Annotated in this window: 21 protein-coding genes, 1 pseudogene and 1 other annotated feature; of the genes and pseudogenes, 11 read left to right on the top strand and 11 right to left on the bottom strand. The window is 65.3% G+C overall.

Features of this window, described 5'->3' with window-relative positions; translation table 11 throughout:
• Window positions 1-11: 11 nt before the first annotated feature.
• Entirely contained in the window at window positions 12-1,148 is a 1,137-nt protein-coding gene (locus ACOCMM_RS11660; protein WP_419553319.1) for a DUF1295 domain-containing protein, read from the bottom strand.
• Window positions 1,149-1,325: 177 nt separating this feature from the next.
• Between ACOCMM_RS11660 and ACOCMM_RS11655 the strand changes: the two genes are divergently transcribed.
• On the top strand, window positions 1,326-1,454 hold the full coding sequence (locus ACOCMM_RS11655; protein ID WP_419553318.1) for a hypothetical protein: 129 nt from the start codon (window positions 1,326-1,328) through the stop codon (window positions 1,452-1,454).
• Between the two features lie 12 nt (window positions 1,455-1,466).
• A pseudogene (locus ACOCMM_RS11650) lies at window positions 1,467-1,808 on the top strand (peroxiredoxin); the annotation flags it as partial.
• 69 nt (window positions 1,809-1,877) lie between these two features.
• On the opposite strand, the gene ACOCMM_RS11645 reads toward ACOCMM_RS11650, so the two are convergent.
• Window positions 1,878-2,228 (bottom strand): thioesterase family protein, encoded by a 351-nt coding sequence (locus ACOCMM_RS11645; RefSeq protein ID WP_419553317.1) that lies wholly within the window; start codon window positions 2,226-2,228, stop codon window positions 1,878-1,880.
• A 64-nt stretch (window positions 2,229-2,292) separates the two neighbouring features.
• Between ACOCMM_RS11645 and ACOCMM_RS11640 the strand changes: the two genes are divergently transcribed.
• Both ACOCMM_RS11640 and ACOCMM_RS11635 read left to right on the top strand, forming a co-directional pair.
• A complete protein-coding gene (locus ACOCMM_RS11640) occupies window positions 2,293-2,778 on the top strand; it encodes an FABP family protein (protein ID WP_419553316.1) in 486 nt (161 codons plus the stop codon).
• Between the two features lie 98 nt (window positions 2,779-2,876).
• Window positions 2,877-5,006 (top strand): flavin-containing monooxygenase, encoded by a 2,130-nt coding sequence (locus ACOCMM_RS11635; RefSeq protein ID WP_419553315.1) that lies wholly within the window; start codon window positions 2,877-2,879, stop codon window positions 5,004-5,006.
• Between the two features lie 157 nt (window positions 5,007-5,163).
• Here the strand turns inward: ACOCMM_RS11635 and ltaE are convergent, their stop codons facing one another.
• Both ltaE and ACOCMM_RS11625 read right to left on the bottom strand, forming a co-directional pair.
• Window positions 5,164-6,123 carry a low-specificity L-threonine aldolase gene (gene ltaE / locus ACOCMM_RS11630; RefSeq protein WP_419554870.1) on the bottom strand — a complete coding sequence of 320 codons (960 nt, stop codon included), beginning with the start codon at window positions 6,121-6,123 and terminating at the stop codon, window positions 5,164-5,166.
• Between the two features lie 219 nt (window positions 6,124-6,342).
• Window positions 6,343-8,016: an N-acyl-D-amino-acid deacylase family protein gene (locus ACOCMM_RS11625; RefSeq protein WP_419553314.1), complete on the bottom strand. Its 1,674-nt coding sequence runs from the start codon at window positions 8,014-8,016 to the stop codon at window positions 6,343-6,345.
• Between the two features lie 77 nt (window positions 8,017-8,093).
• Here ACOCMM_RS11625 and ACOCMM_RS11620 point away from each other — a divergent pair, with 77 nt between their 5' ends.
• Complete coding sequence (locus ACOCMM_RS11620) at window positions 8,094-8,363, top strand: RusA family crossover junction endodeoxyribonuclease (RefSeq protein WP_419553313.1); 270 nt, start codon at window positions 8,094-8,096, stop codon at window positions 8,361-8,363.
• On the opposite strand, the gene ACOCMM_RS11615 is transcribed toward ACOCMM_RS11620, so the two are convergent.
• Window positions 8,346-9,625 (bottom strand): IS3 family transposase gene (locus ACOCMM_RS11615; protein ID WP_419551710.1). Its coding sequence is split into 2 segments (ribosomal slippage): window positions 8,346-9,346 and window positions 9,346-9,625, totalling 1,281 coding nucleotides; the frame shifts between segments, so codons are not numbered across the junction. The two genes, ACOCMM_RS11620 and ACOCMM_RS11615, sit on opposite strands and share 18 nt — an antisense overlap.
• Window positions 9,219-9,347: a sequence feature (AL1L pseudoknot), on the bottom strand. (Overlaps the previous gene by 129 nt.)
• A 223-nt stretch (window positions 9,626-9,848) precedes the next feature.
• Here ACOCMM_RS11615 and ACOCMM_RS11610 point away from each other — a divergent pair.
• The 6 genes from ACOCMM_RS11610 (at window position 9,849) to ACOCMM_RS11585 (ending at window position 14,527) form a co-directional block, all read left to right on the top strand.
• A protein-coding gene (locus ACOCMM_RS11610) for an IS3 family transposase (protein ID WP_419553312.1) occupies window positions 9,849-10,987 on the top strand; the annotation gives its coding sequence in 2 pieces (ribosomal slippage) (window positions 9,849-10,242 and window positions 10,242-10,987; 1,140 coding nt in all).
• A 79-nt stretch (window positions 10,988-11,066) separates the two neighbouring features.
• Entirely contained in the window at window positions 11,067-11,432 is a 366-nt protein-coding gene (locus ACOCMM_RS11605) for a hypothetical protein (RefSeq protein ID WP_419553311.1), read from the top strand.
• On the top strand, window positions 11,429-11,977 hold the full coding sequence (locus ACOCMM_RS11600) for a flavin reductase family protein (protein WP_419553310.1): 549 nt from the start codon (window positions 11,429-11,431) through the stop codon (window positions 11,975-11,977). Before ACOCMM_RS11605 ends, ACOCMM_RS11600 begins: the two co-directional genes overlap by 4 nt.
• Before the next feature lie 116 nt (window positions 11,978-12,093).
• Entirely contained in the window at window positions 12,094-12,318 is a 225-nt protein-coding gene (gene infA, locus ACOCMM_RS11595; RefSeq protein ID WP_323672860.1) for a translation initiation factor IF-1, read from the top strand.
• A 5-nt stretch (window positions 12,319-12,323) separates the two neighbouring features.
• Window positions 12,324-13,157: an enoyl-CoA hydratase/isomerase family protein gene (locus ACOCMM_RS11590; RefSeq protein ID WP_419553309.1), complete on the top strand. Its 834-nt coding sequence runs from the start codon at window positions 12,324-12,326 to the stop codon at window positions 13,155-13,157.
• A gap of 140 nt (window positions 13,158-13,297) precedes the next feature.
• Entirely contained in the window at window positions 13,298-14,527 is a 1,230-nt protein-coding gene (locus ACOCMM_RS11585; RefSeq protein ID WP_419553308.1) for an acyl-CoA dehydrogenase family protein, read from the top strand.
• 113 nt (window positions 14,528-14,640) lie between these two features.
• Here ACOCMM_RS11585 and ACOCMM_RS11580 read toward each other — a convergent pair whose 3' ends face one another.
• The 6 genes from ACOCMM_RS11580 to ACOCMM_RS11555 all read right to left on the bottom strand — a co-directional run bounded on the left by ACOCMM_RS11580 (window position 14,641) and on the right by ACOCMM_RS11555 (window position 20,490).
• Window positions 14,641-15,849: an ABC transporter substrate-binding protein gene (locus ACOCMM_RS11580; RefSeq protein WP_419553307.1), complete on the bottom strand. Its 1,209-nt coding sequence runs from the start codon at window positions 15,847-15,849 to the stop codon at window positions 14,641-14,643.
• Between the two features lie 82 nt (window positions 15,850-15,931).
• Window positions 15,932-16,768, bottom strand: coding sequence for an ABC transporter permease (locus ACOCMM_RS11575; protein WP_419553306.1), 837 nt, complete (start codon window positions 16,766-16,768; stop codon window positions 15,932-15,934).
• Window positions 16,765-17,688, bottom strand: coding sequence for an ABC transporter permease (locus ACOCMM_RS11570; protein ID WP_419553305.1), 924 nt, complete (start codon window positions 17,686-17,688; stop codon window positions 16,765-16,767). The genes ACOCMM_RS11575 and ACOCMM_RS11570 overlap by 4 nt, the downstream gene beginning before the upstream one ends.
• A complete protein-coding gene (locus ACOCMM_RS11565) occupies window positions 17,688-18,803 on the bottom strand; it encodes an ABC transporter ATP-binding protein (RefSeq protein ID WP_419553304.1) in 1,116 nt (371 codons plus the stop codon). Before ACOCMM_RS11565 ends, ACOCMM_RS11570 begins: the two co-directional genes overlap by 1 nt.
• Entirely contained in the window at window positions 18,800-19,822 is a 1,023-nt protein-coding gene (speB, locus tag ACOCMM_RS11560) for an agmatinase (RefSeq protein WP_419553303.1), read from the bottom strand. The genes ACOCMM_RS11565 and speB overlap by 4 nt, the downstream gene beginning before the upstream one ends.
• The gene (locus tag ACOCMM_RS11555) at window positions 19,819-20,490 is read right to left on the bottom strand and encodes a GNAT family N-acetyltransferase (protein ID WP_419553302.1); all 672 of its coding nucleotides are present in this window, start codon (window positions 20,488-20,490) and stop codon (window positions 19,819-19,821) included. The genes speB and ACOCMM_RS11555 overlap by 4 nt, the downstream gene beginning before the upstream one ends.
• Window positions 20,491-20,568 lie beyond the last annotated feature (78 nt).

Here is a 20,568-nt window from a genome sequence, read left to right as displayed (position 1 = left end):
GCAAGCCGGTACTAGTAGATCCCGGGAACGATCCTGTAGGGGACTCGGGCCTTGTACTCGGCCCACTTTTCAGGGCCATACTTCTCAGCACAGCGCTTGTCGTCTTCGATCTGGCGCGGAACGAACAATGACACAATGAATATGGCGTATGTCCAGGCCCACAGATTGGTGAAATGTCCGAAGACAAGTCCCATGGACACTGCGTAGAGTCCTTCGCCGAAGTAGTTAAAGTGCCTCGCCGCCCCCCAGAGGCCGCTGCAGAGGATCTTGCGATCGCCGGCCTCGATGACCTCCGGCTCAATAATGCCAAGAAACTTGCGTTCGGGCCACCGCTTGAATGTGTACTTCTGCAAGTTGGCGCCACGAGAGATCACCCAGCCCACGAAGAAAAGCGCTGTCGAGCCAATCAACCAGAAGTACGTCCATCCGTTCGAGAAACCCGGATCGGCGACCGGGGCCAGGCCCCATAGCGGCAGGACGAACATCCAGCCCCACACGAACGGCCCGCCCCAAGTGAGCTTGAAACCGACATTCTCGTGGATGAGATCGTATGTGTAGAGCTGCACCCGCTCGAAGACAAAATAGTCGAACATGTAGAAAGAATTGATAGCGACGTAGAGAAACAGACCGGGGTTGGCATCGGCAACGTTGTCATTGTGCCAAACCGCCCCGGACCACGCGTTGAGTGACAGCATGGTGCCGCCGACAATGTAGAAGTACATCTTGAGGTCGAAGCGGCCGTTGAAGAACTGCAGTTCTTGCGCACGCCCAAACCACCAAGCCAAGAAGCGGTTCTTCTGTTCGCCTTCTGGCTGAGTGAACACCAAAACGGTGGTCGCGATGATGCCGATGACCAGTCCGCCGGCCACTGCGTACATGGTGGACCGGTAGAACCAATCCCGCGGCATTCCGGTGAGTTCGAACCACCACACGATGTGCGCAAGCACGAACACCGCCAATCCATTGAGCCGGTAGCGGCGGGGCTCGCCGGTCTTTCGGTCGGCGACGTAACCGGTCACGCGCCGCGCGGGCAAGATCATGTGTGCCACGAAGACAGCAGCGCAGACGAACAGCGGCGTCCCGAATCCCAGGACCACCTGGCCACCGGACAACTCGAACAGATGCCCGATGCCGAGCCAATCGATCATGATCTACGCCCCTTCTCGCGCATGCCTGCGCCGACCGCCAGTATTGCCGCACCGGAGGTACGGGGAATGGACTGACCGAACGGCAGGGCGCTACCGGCCGCCGGCGGGCCGGCGAGCCGCGGTGGGAGCGTTGCACTACCGTCCATGTCGGCCCGTGAACAGGGAGGCGCACGAAAGATGAAACTCGATAGCGGAGATCCCTTCCCAACATTGACGCTGAGCGATCTCGAAGACCAGCAGGTCACGATCCCCGGTGTGTTCGGTGACGGCTGGGGCGTCGTGCTCATGTACCGGGGCCACTGGTGACCGTACTGCCGTCAACAGTTGGTTGACTTCAACGGCGCGGCCTCTCTGCTGAAGATGCTGGGTGCGAGCGTGGTGGCGCTGTCTGTCGATGACAAGGACACCACTCAGCAACTCGCGAACAATCTGCAGCTGGGCCCCGTGCGGATGCTGCACAGCGCCGATCCCGACGAAGTGTCGGGGCTGACGGGCGCGTTTACCGAGCCTCAGCGGGGCATCCTGCATGCCACTGGGTTCATCCTGGCGCCGGGAGGCAAAGTCGCCCAAGCCTGTTACGCGACGGGCCCCATTGGCCGGATCACGGCCCTCGACACGATGCGGATTCTTCGCTTCGTCCAGCGACAGCGACAGCGATAGGAACCCGGCGGCGGTGAGCCAACCCGGTCGTCGCTCGGCGGTTACCCGCTCTGTGTTGATGTTCGGCGGTTAGCCGCCGACGATGAACCGCTGGTGGGTGCCTTTGGAGATCAGCGTGTCGCCGTGGGTGACTTTGATGTCGAACACGAGGCGGCGGCGGTCGATCTCGCTGATCTCGCCGGCGACCACGACGTCCTCGCCTGAGGCCACTGCAGCCTCGTGGCTTACGCAGATGTGAATGCCGACCGTGGTCTGATTCTCTGCGAGGTGCGGCTGCACGCCGAACAGGCACGTGCCCTCGATGAGGCGGACCATGTCGGGCGTGGACAGCACCTTGTTGGGCAGATGCGGCGGGGACATTTCGTCGGTCACGCGGTGTGTGTCGCTGACGCTGAAGCCGACCTCGATGGCTGCGCTCATGGCGGCAGACCTTAGAACGTGCACTGCGCCTCAGTGTCGCGATCATCCCCACTAGCTTGCGGGGATGGCTGAGTTGCATCTGCAGTGTGAACCGCTCGCCCCGTTGCTGGGTACTTGGCAGGGCACCGGCGTTGGCCACTACCCGACGATCGACGACTTCACCTATGTGGAGGAGCTGGTGTTCAGCCACGTTGGCAAGCCGTTCGTGTCGATGATCCAGCGCACCCGCAACCGCGTCACAGGCGAGCCGTTGCACTCCGAGGCGGGTTACCTGCGAGCCCTGCCCGATGGGCAACTGGAGTTGACGATTGCCCAGCCGTCGGGCGTCACCGAAACCCATCTCGGCACCGTGCGCACCAGTAACAGCGGCCTCGTGATCGAACTGTCCAGCGAGCAGGTCGGCCTCACGCCGACCGCCAAAGAAGTGACCTCGGTGCGGCGCGAGCTCACGGTCGAGGGGATGAGGCTGTATTCAGAACTGTGGATGGCCGCCGTGGGCTACGGCGAACTCGTCCATCACCTGCGAGGCGAACTCACCAGGCAGGACTGACCGACTCCGAGAGTTCCGAACGCACACCGGCGTAACTCGCTTCACCGGAATCGGCGACGCGCCACGCCCTACGCTGGCTCTTCGGCGGAGGGGGAGTGATGTCACAGGTGTCCCAGGCCAGTGCAACGAACGGGGCGCAAGCGCTCGACTACGGCGCGCCGACGGCCGCTGGCCGACCCGATGTGGACGACGAGACACTCGCGGCAGCAGTGGCCGTTGCGAACATCCCGACGCTGCTGATGGTGCTGGTTCAGATGACGGGCGAACTGCATTGGCTTGAGGACCCGTACCGCCCCAAGCGGCAGCCCGGTCTCGGCGACAACGACAGCGGCGGCTTGACGCCCGAGCATCGCCAGGAAGTGCGCGAGGCGGCGTTCGAGGCGATGAGTGCCTGGCGCGACGGCCGCCCGATGGCGATCCCCGAGCCCGACGACGGCCTGATCGTGCGGATGCTGAGCACGGCAATGGGAGAGCACGTCCCCGACGAATACGGCGCATTCACTGCCGCCCAGCTCGGCCTCGCCAAGTTCCTGGACCACGATCCGGTCAACGTGCCTCCCGGCTTCAAGGTGCTGGTGATCGGGGCCGGTGCGTCAGGGCTGTGCGCGGCGATCAACCTGCAGCAGGCTGGCGTGCCCTACGAAGTTGTCGAGCGCAACGGCACGGTCGGCGGGGTGTGGTGGGAGAACCGCTACCCGGGGGCGGGCGTGGATACGCCGAACCACCTGTACTCGTACTCGTTCGCCCCGCACGACTGGAAGATGTACTTCTGCCTACGCGACGAGCTGCACGGCTACCTCGAGAAGGTCGCCGACGAATTCGATGTGCGCCGCAGCATTCGTTTCAACACCTCGGTCGAGAGCATCAGCTATGACGCCGAGCGCCAGGTCTGGCGCGCCGAGGTGCGCCACGTCGCGGACAACGAGGGGCGCTGGGAGACCGGCAGTCTGGGCTTGAGCGCGACGCCCGACGAAACAGGCCTGCGCCGGCGGGATGACGGCGCGGCCACGGCGCCCGGTGCGAACGGGCACGCTCAGGGCGTCGACGGACCCACGGAGATCATCGAAGCCAACGTCGTCATCAGTGCCGCGGGCATCTTCAACCCGCCGATCCGTCCCAACATCGACGGCCTCGAGACCTGGAGCGGCGAGACCTGGCATACGGCGCGCTGGCCCGCCGATGCCGATGTCAGCGGCAAGCGTGTGGCGATCGTTGGCAATGGGGCAAGCTGCATGCAGACCGCCCCCGAGATCCAGCACGACGTGGAGTCACTCACGATCTACCAGCGATCCAACCACTGGGCGGCGCCGTTCGACCAGTTCCGCAAGGAAGTCCCCGATGCGATGCGGGTGCTGTTCGAAGCCGTGCCGCTGTACCGAGCGTGGTACCGGGTGCGATTGGGCTGGACATTCAACGACCGCATCCACTCGGCCTTGCAGACCGATCCCGACTGGGACCGCCCCGAGCGATCGCTCAATGCCCAGAACGATGCGCACCGCAAGTACTTCACGCGCTACGTCGTCGACGAGCTCGGCGACCGCGCCGATGAACTGCTCGACAAGGTGCTGCCCACCTACCCGCCGTTCGGCAAGCGGATGCTGATGGACAACGGCTGGTACCGGATGCTGCGCAACTCCAAGGTCGAGTTGGTCGACGATGCGGTTGCCGAGATTTCGGGCCAAACCATCCGTACCTCGGACGGCTCCGAACGCGAGGCCGATGTGTTGGTGCTGGCAACCGGCTTCGACGTGCTGCGGTTCATCACTACCTATGAGGCAGTGGGCCGCTCAGGGAGAACGCTGCGCGAATCGTGGGGCGACGACGACGCGAGTGCCTATCTCGGCACGGTGACGCCTGACTTCCCGAACTTCTTCACCCTCTATGGGCCGAACCTGCAGCCAGGCCACGGCGGGAGCCTCATCTTCGTCGTGGAGATGCAGGTCCGATACATCATGGACATGATCGGCAAGATGTGTGCGGCTGGCCTCGGAGCGGTAGAGGTGCGTCCTGAGGTGCACACCGATTACCGGGACCGTGTCGACGAAGCGCACGAGAGCATGGTCTGGATGCACCCAGGCATGACCAGCTACTACCGCAACGAAGCGGGCCGGATTGTCGTGAATTCGCCGTGGCGCAACGTCGACTACTTCGACATGACCAAGGAAGCCAACCTCGACGACTACGTCTGCGAGCCCCGGGCGGCTGGCCGGGAGCTGGTCGCCGACTGAGTGACATCAACCGAAATTCAACGGCGTGACGCCCGAGCGCATGGCTATGTTCGGCACGGGGGCGGGGCCGTCGAAACCCCAAAGTTCGTCCGCTCTGGCGACGGCCCTGCCCTCTATCTGCGGATAGTAGCAACCGGGTGCGCCATGCGAGCCGGGTTTACGTCGCCAATTCGGCCGCAATGGCTTGCAGCGCGGTGTCGACGTCGGCCTCGTTGACGTCGAGGTGCAGCACCATCCGGGAGCGACCGAAGCGCCAGTCGGCGAGGACGCCTCGGCCTTCGACTCGCTTGCCGAGGGTGGAATCGTTCCGTTCGAGCTGTGAGAACACCATGTTGGTGTTGCAGCCGGTGACCGTGATGCCGTCGATGGCTTCGAGCCCTGCCGCAAGTCGCTGTGCATTTGCGTGGTCATCGGTCAGACGGTCGAGGTGATGCTGGAGGGCGTACAGCCCGCCTGCGGCGATGATGCCGGCCTGACGCATACCGCCCCCCAGCACCTTGCGCCAGCGGCGTGCCTTGCCCACCAGCTCGTCGGTGCCGCACAGCACTGAACCGACAGGCGCTCCCAAGCCCTTGGACAGGCACACCGACACGGTGTCGAACGGGGCGGCGACATAGGCGGGGGACAGGCTCAGCGACACGGCCGCGTTCCACAGCCGCGCCCCGTCGAGGTGCAACCCGAGGCCGTGGCGGTCGGCGAAGTCACGGGCTTCCTGATGCTGTTGGGGCGTCAATACTTTGCCGTCGATCGTGTTCTCGAGGCACAGCAGACGAGTACGGGCGAAATGGCTGTTGTCGGGCTTCACTGCCTCCTCGGCCGCTTCGAGATCGAGCATGCCAGTGTCGTCGGTGGGCACCGGCTGGGGCTGGATGCTGCCCAGCACCGCTGCACCGCCGCCCTCGTACATGTAGGTGTGGGCGTGGTGGCCGACGATGTACTCGTCACCCCGCTCGCAATGTGCCAACAGCCCGCACAGATTCGACTGGGTACCGCTCGGCACATACAGGGCCGCCGCGGTGCCGAGCAGTTCGGCGGTGTAGCGCTCCAACTCGTTGACGGTGGGGTCGTCACCCCAGACGTCGTCGCCAACCTCGGCAGCGGCCATGGCGGCCCGCATGTCAGCGGTCGGGCGAGAAACAGTGTCGGAGCGCAGGTCAATCACGGCAGCAAGCCTGCCATGACGCCCGTCGTATGCAACCGGTGAATTGCCGTGGCGCGTCCTGCAGGGATGCTTGGTGTGAGCCGTTCGGCCCTGGCCACGGCATAGCCGACTGCCGGTCGTTGAGCCCTGAGGATCGACTGGTGCCGCCGTCGATGCGGCAGATGAAGGAGCGGCTCAGCCCTTGCCGTTGCGCAGCAGCTTGCCCGGCAGTGGGCCGTGCGGATCGACGGCGTCGGCGCCGTTGCGGCGGATGATGGTGCCGTTCACGACCACTGCATCGATGCCCTTCGCATCAGAAATGAGGCGGTCGGCGCCGGCGGGCAGGTCGTACACCCGGCGCTTGCCCAGATGGCCGACCTCGTCGGCGTCGAACACCACGACGTCGGCGGGCTTGCCTTGCGCGAGCGTGCCACGATCGGAGATGCCGAACACCTCGGCGGGGCGCTGGGTGAGCATGTGGACGGCGGTCTCGAGGTCGAAGCTGCCCCGATCGCGCACGAAGGTCGCCAAGAACTCCGTGGAGTATTTGGCGTCGCACAGCTGGCTGGCGTGCGCCCCGGCATCGGACAGCCCGATCACGGTCGTCGGGTCATGCAGCAGCTCGTCGATGTCGTCGGGGTCGTGATTCAGCACGTCCTGGATGATGCGCATCTCCAGGTCGGCTTCGAGCGCCACGTCGAGCACCCAGTCCACCGGGTCTTGGCCGGCATCGTCGGCCATCTGCTGCACGTTGCGGCCTTCGAGTTCTGGGTTGTGGGGCAAGTAGCTGATTTCGGTTCGAGCCCAGCGGTCGCCGATCTTGCCGCCGTTGCCCGCCTTTTCCTTGAACTGGGCTCGCCAGTCGGCGTCGGCGTAGTAGCGCTTGCGCCCTTGGAGGTCGCTCTGGGACACCGGCATGAAACAGCGCAGGGCTTCGTAGATGAACGGTGCCTTCCAGCTCATCTCGAACTGGATGGGCTGCACGGCAACCTGCGGAAAGACTGGCAGGCCACGCGCGGCGATCTCGCGCGCACGTTCCAATTCGACACGGTGGCTGCCCGGACCTCGTGCCGAGCCCAGCAGCGCCGTCCAGCTCACGTGCGCCCCGGTGGTCTCGGCGATGCGTGCGAATTCGTCGTGGCTCAAACCCCGGCCCACCGTGGCTTGCATAACACCGCCCACGTCGCCCAGCGCCTGAGCGATCTCAACGATCTCGTCAGTGGTCGCGGCGCGGCTCGGCACCGGGCGTCCCTCGTAGCCGACATGGGTAGGTGCCTTGGAGGTTGCGAAGCCGAGCGCCCCGGCTCGCAGCGCCTCGGCCACCAGGTCGCGCTGGGCAGCGATCTCTTCGGGTGTGCCTTCCCGTTCGGTGGCCTCTTCGCCCATGACGTACATGCGGGCCGCGGTGTGCCCGATCAGCGCCGCCATGTTGACCGCAGCGCCGTTCGATTCGAGCGCGTCGAGGTACTGCGGGAAGGTCTCGAAGCCCCAGTCGCCGAGGCCGGCTCGCAACGCATCGACGCTCATGCCCTCGACGTTCTCGAGCGTGCGCATGATGAGATCACGGTGCTCGGGCCGCGTGGGCGCCACCGAGAAGCCGCAGTTGCCCATCACGATCGTGGTCACGCCGTGCCAGGGCGAGCAGCTGACTAGCCGGTCCCACATGATCTGCGCGTCATAGTGAGTATGGATGTCCACGAACCCGGGGCACACGATGCGCCCGGTGGCGTCGATGGTCTGTGCAGCTTCAGCGGACGCCGCCCCGAGCGCTACGACCGTGCCGCCCGAGATGCCCACGTCGCCGACGAAGCGGGGTGAACCCGTCCCGTCGATGATCGTCCCGCCCGTGATCTTCAGGTCATAAGCCATGTCGTACACCCCGTGCTCTAGCTGTTTGAGAAAAATACCCCACGTCGACCGCACCAGGTCGGTCTAACGTCACCGACATGGCGCTGCCGTTCGAGTTCTGCATCGAAGGCCCGCCCGTGTCGCAGCAGGCGAACAAGAAAGCGCGGCGCCGCGACTGGAGGGATGCGGTTCGCTCAGCGGCTAGGAGCGAATGGGACAGTAGTCAACCTATCGACGGTCCTGTCGCCGTGACGATCAACTACATCTACGAAGACGCTTCGCTCGACGTGGACAATGTTCCCAAGCCGATTTTGGACGCGCTCAATAACTTGGTGTACCCGGACGATGAATCACACCGAGTCTTGTAGAGGCTCGGGTTGTTGAGTCACGGCCGGGGTGGCTGTGACGGTTTGACGGTAGTAGGCGGTTTCGTGGTCGGCGGGTGTGGTGTAGTTGCCGCTGCCGGTGAGCAGGGCGCTGTGGCTTCGTCGGTGGTTGTACCAGTCGACGTATTCGAGGGTGGCGAACTCGACATCGCGCAGTCCTTGCCACGGTCCTCGTGAGTAGATCAGCTCCCATTTGAACAGGCCGTTGAACGACTCGATCATGGCGTTGTCGTAGCTGTCCCCTTTGGTGCCGACCGACGCGACGATGTCGTTGTCCGCGAGGCGCTGGCTGTAGCGAATGGAAAGATATTGCGATCCGCGGTCGCTGTGATGAGTGACCGTGTCGATGCCGTGGCCGTCGCGGCGTCGCCCCGAGATGGCCATCTCCAGGGCGTCGAGCGCCAGCTCGGTGCGCATCGACCGCGAGGCCTGCCAGCCCAGGACCCGGCGCGAATAGGCGTCGATCACGAACGACACGTACACCCAGCCGCTGCGGGTGCGCACATAGGTGAGATCGGCGAGCCACAGCCGGTTCGGGGCCGGCACTGTGAAATCCCGGTTCACCAGGTCCGCGGGCCCGCAGGCGTCGGGGTCGCTGGTGGTGGTGCGCACCGTACGCCCCCGGCGGGTCCCTTCGAGGCTCAGCTGGCGCATCAGCCGCTCCACAGTGCAGCGAGCCACCGTGATGCCCTCGACGCGGTTGAGGTGATCCCACACCTTGGCCGCCCCGTACGCGTCGTAATTGTCCCGGTGCACACGAGCGATCTGCTCGCACAACCAGGCGTCGCGCTGCGCCCGAGCCGACGGCGGCCGGCACCTGGCTGCGTAATAGGTGGACGGGGCGATCCCGACGCCGTGCTCGCACAGCACAGCGCAGATCGGCTCGACCCCGAACCGGCCTCGATGGGCGTCGACGAACGCCACTATCGCTTCGACTGGCGGTCGAGCTCCGCCCCGAAGAAAGCCGACGCCGCCTTCAATATCTCGTTCGCTCGGCGCAGCTCACGGTTCTCGCCTTCGAGCTCTTTGATCCGAGCCCGCTCCGCTGAGGTCACCCCGGCCCGGGTCCCGCCGTCGATCTCAGCGCGGCGCACCCACAGCCGCACCGTCTCCGGGGTCGGGCCCAGCTTGTCGGCGACCGAGCAGATCGCCTCCCACTGCGACCCATAGCAGCGCTCGTTGTCGAGCACCATTCTCACCGCACGCTCACGCAGCTCGGCTGGATATCTCCCATTTCCTGGCATCGCTCCATCCTCTCAAGGAACAGAGCCTCCACCAAACCCGGTGTGATTCACGACGACCGAGTGTTCGATCTTGCGTGCCACAAGAGGAGTTCTGGTGGCAAGCTGGCCTTGCCGAATGAGACACCCCTGTTGCAGCAGCATGCGGCGATGCACACTGAGTTCTTGACAGGGGACCCTGATTTGGGTCCGTGAGTTGTGGGTCTGATTCCCTGAGGATGGGAGGATGACCACGATGAAGAGGAAGCGTCATACGCCGGAGCAGGCGGTCCGCAAGCTGCGCGAGGGCGAGAAGCGCTTGAATGCCGGCGAGGATCTGGGCTTGGTGCTGCGGCATCTGGAGATCACCGAGTCGACGTGGAATCGGTGGCGCAGCACCTATGGCGGGATGAAGGCCGCGGATGTGAAAGAGCTCAAGGAGCTGCGCGTGGAGAACGCTCGGCTGAAGACGCTGCTGGCCGAGGCCGAGCCGGGTCAAGGCGATGCTCAAGGACCTCGCGGAGGGAAAATGGTGACCCCGGACCGCCGTCGGGCTGCTGTGGTGCGGCTCCAGGAACGGTTCGGGGTGTCGCAGCGGCGGGCGTGCGCGGTGGTGGGTCAGCATCGCTCGACCCAGCGCCGGCCCCAGCAGCTCGCGCTGACGCGGACGCGGCCTATGGGGAGTGGCTGTGCCGTTTCGCGCAGTCCCATCCGCGCTGGGGATGGCGCAAGGCCCACGACGTCGCCGCCCGCGAAGGCCTGGCGGTCAATCCCAAGCGCACTTTGCGGCTGTGGCGCGCCCATCGTGTTCAGCGGCCCCCGCAGCGGCGCCACAAACGGCAGCGCCTCGGCGACGGCACCGCGGCGAAGCTGCGAGCCGAGCACCCCAATCACGTGTGGGCGCTCGATTTCCAGTTCGACGAGACCGCCGCTCGGCGGCGCCTCAAGCTGCTCAACATCATCGACGAGTTCACCCGAGAAGCCCTGGCCATCCACGTCGGTCACAGCATCGACGCCGACGGCGCCGTCGAAGTCGTCTCGGAGATCGCCGCCCGACGGGGCGCACCGACCCATCTGCGCATGGACAACGGTCCCGAGCTCACCGCCGACGCGCTGCGGGACTGGTGCCGGCACACGTGCACCGACACCGCCTGCATCGCCCGGCACCCCTGGGAGAACGGCTGGATCGAGTCGTTCAACGGCCGCCTCCGAGACGAATGTCTCAACATCGAGGACTTCGCCAACCTGCTCGAAGCCCGCGTCGTCCTCGAAGACTGGCGACACGACTACAACCACCACCGACCCCACCGATCACTCGGCGGACAAACTCCCGCCGCCTACGCTGCCAACCACCAACCGACAACGACTACAACCAAACACCCATAACAACTGGACCAACTCACGGGTCCCCGTCGTTCTTGCATGTGCTCGTCGACCGTGCAGATGTCCTGGGAGGCGTTACCTGATGCAACGAGAGCGAGACGCAACAGAACACACGGTCTTGCTGAGCACTGCGTCTGAGCATCGGCGCAAGGGATACGAGGTTGCGATCGAAGCGCCAGTGGGATTCTTGCCGGGCGTTCGAGCCGACCTCATCGCAACCAAGCAGGACGACAAACGCGTGGTCGAGGCCAAGACGCGATCCATGTTGCAGAACGATCCGTCCGCCGAGACACTGGCTTGCGCGGTCGAGGCGGAGCCCGGATGGAGCTTCGACCTCGTTCTCGTCCCTGAGCAGGTGCGCGTCGACACGCCCGAGTACGCGCAGCCAATTTGGATTGGTCAGTACCGAAACGAGCCGAGTACGCAGGTGCATAGGGTGCAGCCATGAGTGGTGCTGAGCTTGCGGACGAACTGGTCAACCGGGTGACGTGGAAGATCCCCAATGCCCTTGCGCTGGTGGGGTCGAGAGCCGTTGACGAGCGCAATGCCATGACGACCAGTTGGATCACGCAGTTGTCGATGGAACCGGTGCTCATCGGCGTCAGCGTCGAGAATGCCGCCGTCACGCACCGGCTGATCTCCGCCGGGGGCTCGTTCACCGTGAACCTCTGGGATGCAGAGAACACCCGGCCGTTCGTGAAGTTCTCCAAGCCTGCTGCCTATGAGCCCGCCGCCCACGACACGGCGAGCGACGCCGAAGGGCCGGCGACGGGAACCTTGAACGGCTGGTCGGTGTACGAAGCCGCCACCGGGGCGCCAGTGTTCGTCGATGCCGCCGCGTGGATGGACTGCGAGGTGCGCCACAGCGTGGACTTGGGCACTCACACGCTATTCATGGGCGAAATCGTCTCTGCCGGCATCAACAACGACGAGGTGCGGCTCGCCTCGATGTCGGACACCCGCATGAAGTACGGGGGCGTGAAGCGTCACTGAGGGCGGCCTTCCGGCGGCAACCGCGGGCGGCTCCGAGTCGGCTCGGCTACCATGGAACGGCTCGCGCGCTCCGCTGTGGTGAGGCGCTCGGGCGTACAGCCGACCGGGGATACCACGTGCCGAAAGTCAAAGACGACGCCATCTTGCTCGAAGGAAAGACCGTCGAGGCGCTCAAGGGCGGCCACTTCCGCATCGAGCTCGACAACGGTCACGAGGTGCTCGGGCACCTGAGCGGCAAGATGCGCAAGCACCACATCCGGATCCTTCCTGGAGACCGGGTGCAGGTGGAAGTCTCGGCGTACGACCTCAGCCGCGGCCGCATCACCTACCGCTACAAGTAATCCTCATGAGCAGTTCGGCGCAGCCGTCAAACGGCACGGTCGGCTTCAGCATCAACGGCGATGTGGCGACGGTCACGCTCAACCGTCCCGAGACGCTGAACTCCATGAACGACGACTTCATGAACGACATCAGCGAGGCGTTCGCCATGGTGGCGGCCGATGAGGCAATCCGAACGGTCATCCTGACGGGCGCGGGACGCGGATTCTGCTCAGGCGCAGACCTGCGGAATGCCGCTGCCGACGACGCTGAGGCGTTCGATCCTGATGAGGCCGGCGACGCCACCACCGATTCCATGGACAACGCGTTCCATCCGGCGATCCGGGCGGTAGCCGAGTGCCCAGTACCGACAGTGGCCCGCATCAACGGAGTTGCCGCAGGCGGCGGCATCGGTTTGGCGCTCTCGTGTGACGTCGCTATCGCTGCCCAGTCGGCCTTCTTCGTCGCTACTTTTGGGCCTCGGCTGGGGATCGTGCCCGATCTGGGCACTACATGGCAGCTGCCCATGAGGGTCGGTCGGGCACGGGCGTTGGGCATGTCGTTGCTCGGGGAGCGCGTCACGGCCGAGCAGGCCGCCGAGTGGGGCCTGGTGTGGAAGACCGTCGACGACGCCGACCTCGACGCTGCGGTGGGCGAGGTTGTCGACGTGCTTCGGCGCAGTTCCCCGGCGGCAATGGCGAGGATCCGCTCCGCGGTGGATGGCGCCATGCAGCGTGACCTTGCCGACCAGCTCGATATCGAGATGGGTCACCAAGCGGTGCTCATCCCGCGCAACATGTCGCACGGCGCCGAGGCGTTCTTGGCCAAGGCCGATCCTTCGTTCCCGGGCGAGCGTTACTGACCCTCTCGGGATAGGCGAGCCGCTGTTTGCTGCGCAGTGCCAGCGGCTGCGCTGACTTGTTTGCTGCACAGTGCCAGTGGCTGCGCTGACTTGTTTGCAGCACAGCGCCAGCGGCTGCGCCGTGCTGGCAGACTGACGCGATGACCGACACGCTCGAAGCTCCGACGACTGCCGATGCCGCTGCGGCGCGGGTTGATGCCGCCATCGACGAACTGCTGGCATCACAGGACCCCAAGGAGCTGAGCTATGCGGAGTTCCGCGGGGCACAGTTCGACGCCGGTCTGGCTTGGGTGCACTTCGACGAGGGGCACGGCGGCTTGGGCGTCAGCCCCAGGCTCCAGCGCCGAGTCGAGGAGCGGCTGCGGGCGGCCGGCGCCCGGCCCATGAAGCCCGTCACGTTCTTCATGCACCTGGCCGGTCCGACCATTCACACGCACGGCAGCGAAGAGGTCAAGCAGCGCTTCCTGCGGCCGATGTTCACCGGCGAGGAGCTCTGGTGCCAGCTATTCAGCGAACCAGGTGCGGGCAGCGACTTCGCCGGTTTGGCCACGCGGGCAGTGGCTGACGGCGACGAGTGGATCGTGAACGGCCAGAAGGTGTGGAACACGCTGGCCCACCTCGGCGATTTCGGCATGCTCGTGACGCGCACGAATCCCGAGGTGCCCAAGCATCGGGGGCTCACCTACTTCGCACTCGACATGAAGTTGCCGGGAGTAGAGGTGCGCCCGCTGCGCCAGATCACCGGCGAGGCCGAATTCAACGAGGTCTACATGACCGATGTTCGTGTGCCCGATGCAAGTCGCATCGGCGACGTCGGTGACGGTTGGCGGGTGTCGCTGACCACACTGATGAATGAGCGCAATGCCATCGGCACCGGCAGCGGCGGACCGCCCAAGCAGGGATCGGGACCTATCTCGGTGCTGGTGAAGCTGTGGAAGCAGCGCGACGAGGCTGACCGCGACGCCGTGACGCGTGACCGGCTGGCAAAGCTGTGGGCGCGCTCGGAGGTGATGCGCCTTACGAATATGCGTGCAGGGGCCAGCCGGCGCAAGGGCAATCCCGGACCCGAGATGTCCATCGCCAAGCTGGCCTTTGCCGAGCTGAACCAGGCGCTCATGACCTGTGCGGTGGACATGATGGGCGCGGACGGGCTCGTCGGCTACGACTACACGTTCCGCCGCCCTGGAGACTTGTCAGTAGACGGGTCCGACGGCGGCGTGCAGCACGGTTTCCTGCGGGTACGCGCCAACTCCATCGAGGGCGGCACCTCGGAGATCATGCGGAACATCCTGGGAGAGCAGGTCCTGGGGCTCCCGGGCGAGCCACGGGTCGACAAGGACATTCCGTGGATCGAAGTACCGCGTAACTGAGAACCGTCGCTGCCGACGGATTGCTCACGGGCGCGACAGGGGCCAGGCGGGGCGCAAGCCCAGCCCGGTGTGCTGCCAGTTCAGTTGAGATCAGGCGCTGAGGCCGATGGTCCTCAGCTCTTGGCCTCGGTCAGCATGTCCTGCACGATCAAGCCCAGGTCGCCCATCTGCGGGATCAGCTCCAGCCGCGCGTACACCTCCGGCGGCGGGTAGATCCCCGGGTCCTCCAGAATCTCGTCCAGGATGTAGGGCGTTGCGGCTGTGTTCGGGCTGCCGTAGTAGGTGTAGTTCGTCAACGCAGCGCCGTTCTGCGCGTCGAGCAGGAAGTTGATCATGGCGTGGGCCGAGCACACATTGTCGGCATTGTGCGGGATGGCCATCGTGTCCACCCAGCGGACACCGCCCTCGATCGGGATGGTGTACACGTGAGTCTCGTACGCATCGGTCTCGAAGAAGGCCTGGGCGAACCCGCCGCTCCAACCGTGCGCCACATCGACCTCGCCGTTGACCAGGTCGTCGCCGAAGGTCACCGAGTCGTACTTCAGCAGCCGATCATTGGTGGCCTTGAGCAGCGCACCCGCTTCGCGGATCGCCTCCTCGTTGCCGGACTCGATGGTCTCGGTGATGCTGTAGCCCAAGTACTTCAGCGCAGCCGACACGGCCTCGGGCGCGTCGTCGAGCATGGAGATGTCGCCCGGCACCGTCGCCGCCGTCTCAGGATCGAAGATGACCGCCCAGGAGGCTTCGCCGCCGAGCGAATCGAGCACGTCGTAGGTCATGCCGATGCCTGTCGTGCCCCACTGGTAGGCCACGTGGAAGCGGTGCTCGGGATCGAACGGCGGGTTGTCCCACGCGTCGTCGATGTTTGCGGCATTGGGCAGGGCGTCGAAGTCCAGGGGCAGCAGCAGATCCTCGGAGATCATCAACGCCACCATGTAGTCAGATGGAACGACCAGGTCATAGATGGCGGCGCCTGACTCGACCTGAGTGAGCATCTGCTCGTTCGACTCATACACCGAGTAGTCGATGCTGATGCCTGACTCCTCCTCGAAAGCGACCAGCAATTCCTCATCGATGTAGTCGGCCCAGTTGTAGAACACCAGATCGCCGTCGGTCTCGCCGGGTTCGCAGCCGTCGTCGGCAGCCGGACCGTCGGCAGCATCTCCCGCATCGCTTGCAGCGGCAGTGGTGGCGGCGGCAGCCTCGCTGGCATCGTCGTCGTCTCCGTCGCCGCATGCGGCCAGCAGCAGCACAGCCACAACGGTGACTGCGAGCCACCGACTGCGGCGCAGTCGGCCTCCGGTGCTCGCTGAATCGGTCATGTTTCCTCCCTTATGGACGTCCAACGGAACGCCGCTGTGCTTGTCGCTCTGAGTGAGCGTGGTTGTATCGAGTGGTGCCGGTTCACGGCGTGCTGCTCCGGGGCCGCTGCAGTGCCAGCGAGGCCACGACCAGCGTGATCGAGGCGGCCAGCATGAGCGTGGAGATGGCGTTCAACTCGGGCGTGACGCCTTGGCGGATGCTGCTGAAGACGTACACCGGCAGGGTCGTGGCCCCCGGGCCGGCCGTGAAGGCTGAAATGACGACGTCGTCGAGCGACAGCGTCAGCGCCAGCAGGGCACCCGCCGCAATGCCTGGCGCAATCAGCGGCAGCGTCACCCTCCTGAACGTACGCCACGGTGTGGCATACAGATCACGTGCGGCCTCTTCGAGCGTGCGATCGAACTGATCCAGGCGGGCGCGCACCACCACCGCGACGAACGAGATGTTGAACGCGATGTGGCTGAGGGCGACTGTCGTGACACCCAGGGTGAGCCGCGGGCCGAATGTGTCGATGAGCCTGAACGCCTCGGCGAAGAACACCAAGAGCATGACGGCCATCGTGATGTCAGGGATGACGATGGGCAGGTACACCGTGCCGTCGAGCGCTCGCCGTCCCTTGAAGCGGTAGCGGTCGAGAGCGAGCGCCACTGCTGTCCCCAGCACTGTCGACACGATCGTCGAGGTGAACGCGACGACAAGTGACACACGCAGCGCGCTGACGACGTGGGTATTGCCAAGGGCCTCGCCGTACCAACGTGCCGAGAGGCCTTGCCAGACATTGACCCGCTCGGAATCGTTGAACGAGAACACCACCAACACTGCGATCGGCACATAGAGGAACGTGAACACCAGCCAGGCATTCGCGGCCAGCAGCCGTCGAGACGAGCGCTTGGTGCCCGCAGTATCGAGACTGCTCATGGCGCACCTGCTCGGGTGCGTTCGGCGTTCTCCGAGTTGCGCTGGTTGATCGCCACTGCAACGAGCATCGCCACGATCACCAGCACGCTCAGGGAGGCGCCCAGCGGCCAGTTGCGAGCAGCCTGGAACTGGCGCGCCACATACGAGCCGATGAGCAGCGTCTTGGCTCCGCCCAGAATCTCGGGCACGACATAGGAGCCGAAGCTGGGCACGAACACCAGCACGCAGCCCGCCACGATGCCCGAGCGGGTCAGCGGAACCGTCACCCGCCAGAACGCCTTGGCTCCGCTGGCGTAGAGATCGCGGGCAGCCTCGACCAAGCGCCAGTCCATGCGCTCGAGGGCCACATACAGCGGCAGCACCATGAACGTCAGGAATCCGTACACCATTCCCAGCACGACGGCAGTGGGTGTGAACAAGATGCGGAACGTGCCGAAGCCCATGGCCTCGCTGAGCGCTGAGGCCGGGCCGTTCGAGCCGAGCAGGAAGCGGATTGCGAAGATCCGCACGAGTCCGTTGGTCCAGAACGGGATCATCACCAGCACAAGCAGACGGGCTCTGACCCTGGGGGAGCGGGTGGCCAGGTAGTAGGCGAAGGGGTAGGCGACCACCAGGCACAGCACGGTCGTGAGAAAGGCCAGCCAGGCCGAGCGGGCGATGATGCCCAGGATCACGTCGTCGGCGAGGCGCTCGTAGGAGTTGAGGTTCCAGCCGCTGAGCGAGGTGCGGCCCGTAGATGTGCGGGTGGCGAACGAGTACACGGTGATGAGGCCCAGCGGGACCATGAAGAAAATTCCCAGGTACAGCGCGCCGGGAGAAGCGATAAGCGTCCCGATGCGCCGAGCCCGGCGCTGCGTGGCCTGCTCCTGGGGGGTCAGCAGCGCTTCTGCTGGACTGGAACGGCGACGCAGCGTGCCCATCAGTCCGCCACGACGGTTGTAGAGGCCGGGGCCCAGCTCACGCTGACCGGCTCGCCTGCTGCTAGCGCCGCCGCGCCGGTCTCGGCTCGGGCGGTGACCGTCGCCGCGTCGTTGTTCGTGCCGGATGCCGCACCGATGGACACCGTGTAGACGAAGGCGTGGCCGAGGTAGGTGACGTCGATGATGACACCGTCGAGGCACGGAGCACCGGGGGGCACCTCGCCTTGGGGATGCAGCCGCACTTGTTCAGGGCGCACGCTCAACGCTGCCGGGGTGCCCGCGGCCAGATTGCTCTCAGCGGCAACGACTGCCCCAGCACGCAGGCACACCGTCGAGGAACTCTCCACGACACCTTCGAGCAGATTCGTCCGCCCGATGAAGTCGGCCACGAAACGGCTGGCGGGATGCTCGTACACCTCTGCGGGCGTGCCGACCTGCAACAGGCGGCCTTGCGACATGACGCCGACCCGGTCGCTCATCGCCAAGGCCTCTTCCTGATCGTGTGTCACGAACACGAACGTGATGCCGATCTCACGCTGGAGGACCTTGAGTTCCACCTGCATTTCCTGGCGCAGCTTGAGATCCAGTGCCCCCAGGGGCTCGTCGAGCAGCAGCACCTTGGGATGGTTCACAAGCGCCCGGGCCAGCGCAACGCGTTGCTGCTGCCCGCCCGAGAGCTGCGAGGGCCGGCGATGTTCCATGCCTTCGAGCTGAACGAGCGAGGTTGCCTCGGCAACCTGCCGATCGGCTTCGGAGCCACGAATGCCACGCATGTGCAAGCCGAAGGCGATGTTCTGGGCCACCGTCATATGTGGGAACAAGGCGTACGCCTGGAACACGGTGTTGACGGGTCGTCGGTCCGGTGGCGAAGATGCGACTTCTTCGCCGTAGATCAGCAGGCTGCCTTCGCTGGGAACGTCGAGGCCGGCGATCATGCGAAGCGTCGTGGTCTTGCCGCAGCCCGACGGTCCGAGCAGCGCGAAGAACTCGCCGTCGGCGATCTTCAGGTCGACCGAGTCGACAGCGATGACATCGCCGAACCGTTTTGAGATGTCGCGCAGCTCCACAGCCGGTGCACCGGTGCTGGCCGGGGTCTCGTCGGCGGACGTGTTCATGTGAGTCCCACGGGGTTGGGCGAGGCGCCCACATGCACCGCGCGCGTGCAGATGAAGTCGTGCGCGATGGTCGCTGCTGCCAGAGCGGTGATCTCGGAGACGTCGTATGCGGGGGCAACCTCCACCACATCCATTCCGACGATGTCGACCGGCGACAGGCCACGCACGATCTCGAGTGCCTGGGCGGTGGTGAGACCGCCTGCTACTGGCGTTCCGGTGCCAGGGGCGAAGGCCGGGTCGATGCAGTCGATGTCAAAGGTGAGATACGCCTGACGATCCGCAACACGTTCGAGCACGACCTCGACGACAGCGTCAGGCCCATTGCGATGCACCCAGGGCGCGCCGAGCACCGTGAAGCCGTGATCGTCATTGTGGGTGCGGATGCCGATTTGCACCGAGGCCGACGGGTCGATGATGCCCTCACGCAGGGCTCGAAGGAACATTGAGCCGTGGTCGAGCCGGCCCTCGTCGTCGGGCCACGTGTCGGGATGCGCGTCGAAGTGGATGAGTGCCAGCGGGCCGTGCTTGGCGGCGTGGGCTCGCAGGATGGGGTAGGTGACGAAGTGATCACCGCCCAAGGTCACCATCTGAGCGTCGTGAGCGAGAATCTCTGCCGCGTGGTTCTCAATGCGCTCCACGGCTTCGGTCGGGTGGCCGTAGTCGATGAAGCAGTCCCCGTAATCGGCAACCGCGAGGTGTTCGAAGGGGTCGAAGCCGAAGGGGTAGGCGTCAAGTTCGGCGAGGCCAACCGAAGCCGCCCGGATAGCTCGGGGCCCCAGCCGGGCGCCGGGCCGGTTCGAAGTGGCCATATCGAAGGGGATGCCCGACACGACGACGTCGGCCCCGGCGATGTCTCGTGTGTAACGGCGGCGCAGGAACGACAACGCCCCGCCATAGGTCATCTCTGGCAACCGGCCGCGAAGATCTTCGGACCGGAACGCCTGATCGCCTACAGCCTCCGCGCCGGAGCCGGCGATGAGTCCGCCACCGCCCGACGACGACTCGCCAGCGTCGCTCATGTGGCGTCGCCTCGAGAGTCTGGGTTGTGCCACACGATCAGCGCCGCCCAGCTCTCAGTGGCCGGATCAGTGATGTAGTTCGGCAATCCGCACACCGCCTCGAATCCATTCTCGATCTGGAAGCTCAGCGTGCGGTCATAGAGCCGGCCCGCCCGAACTTCCGTGATGTACTCATCGGCGGTCATGTTCGCCTTGTGCTCGGCGTAGCCCGGGATGACGCCTCCCGCGACGATCCCCGCCAGCCCAAGATCGACGCAGACTTGCTTGCGCAGCTCGTACAGCTCGGCTCCGATGCCGCGGCGCCGGTACTCGAGTCTGGTGGCGATGCTGGTGCCGTAGTACCAACGACCCTCCCGAATGTGACCGCTGCCGCTGTGGTCGTCGGGCACGATGTCGGCGATCGTGTGTATCGGATTCGCCAGATCGAAACTGCAGCGGATGCCGACGCCCATGGCGACCAGCTCGTCGCCGTTGAATCCGGCGAAACAGCCTTCGGAGAAATCGCGCGCCAGCTGACCGAACGCGTCGGCGTCGTACAGGTCGTGCGGGTCGGCGGTCGGGTGAGAGGCCAGCTCCAGCGCCTCGAGCTCGGTGGCCCACTCCGGAACGATGCGGGCATAGCGCAAGCCCGAGCGCTCGCCGACAGACACAGCTTCGATCTCACGCATCGCAGACCCCCCGCAGGCACCTGCGGCACCCCGCTGTAGTGCGAGACATTACTGCCGCGACAAGAACCGACTGGTCGC

It is taken from the genome of Candidatus Poriferisodalis sp. (assembly GCF_965198245.1).
GTDB lineage: Bacteria > Actinomycetota > Acidimicrobiia > Acidimicrobiales > Poriferisodalaceae > Poriferisodalis.
This window is presented reverse-complemented; position numbering and strand designations above follow the sequence as displayed.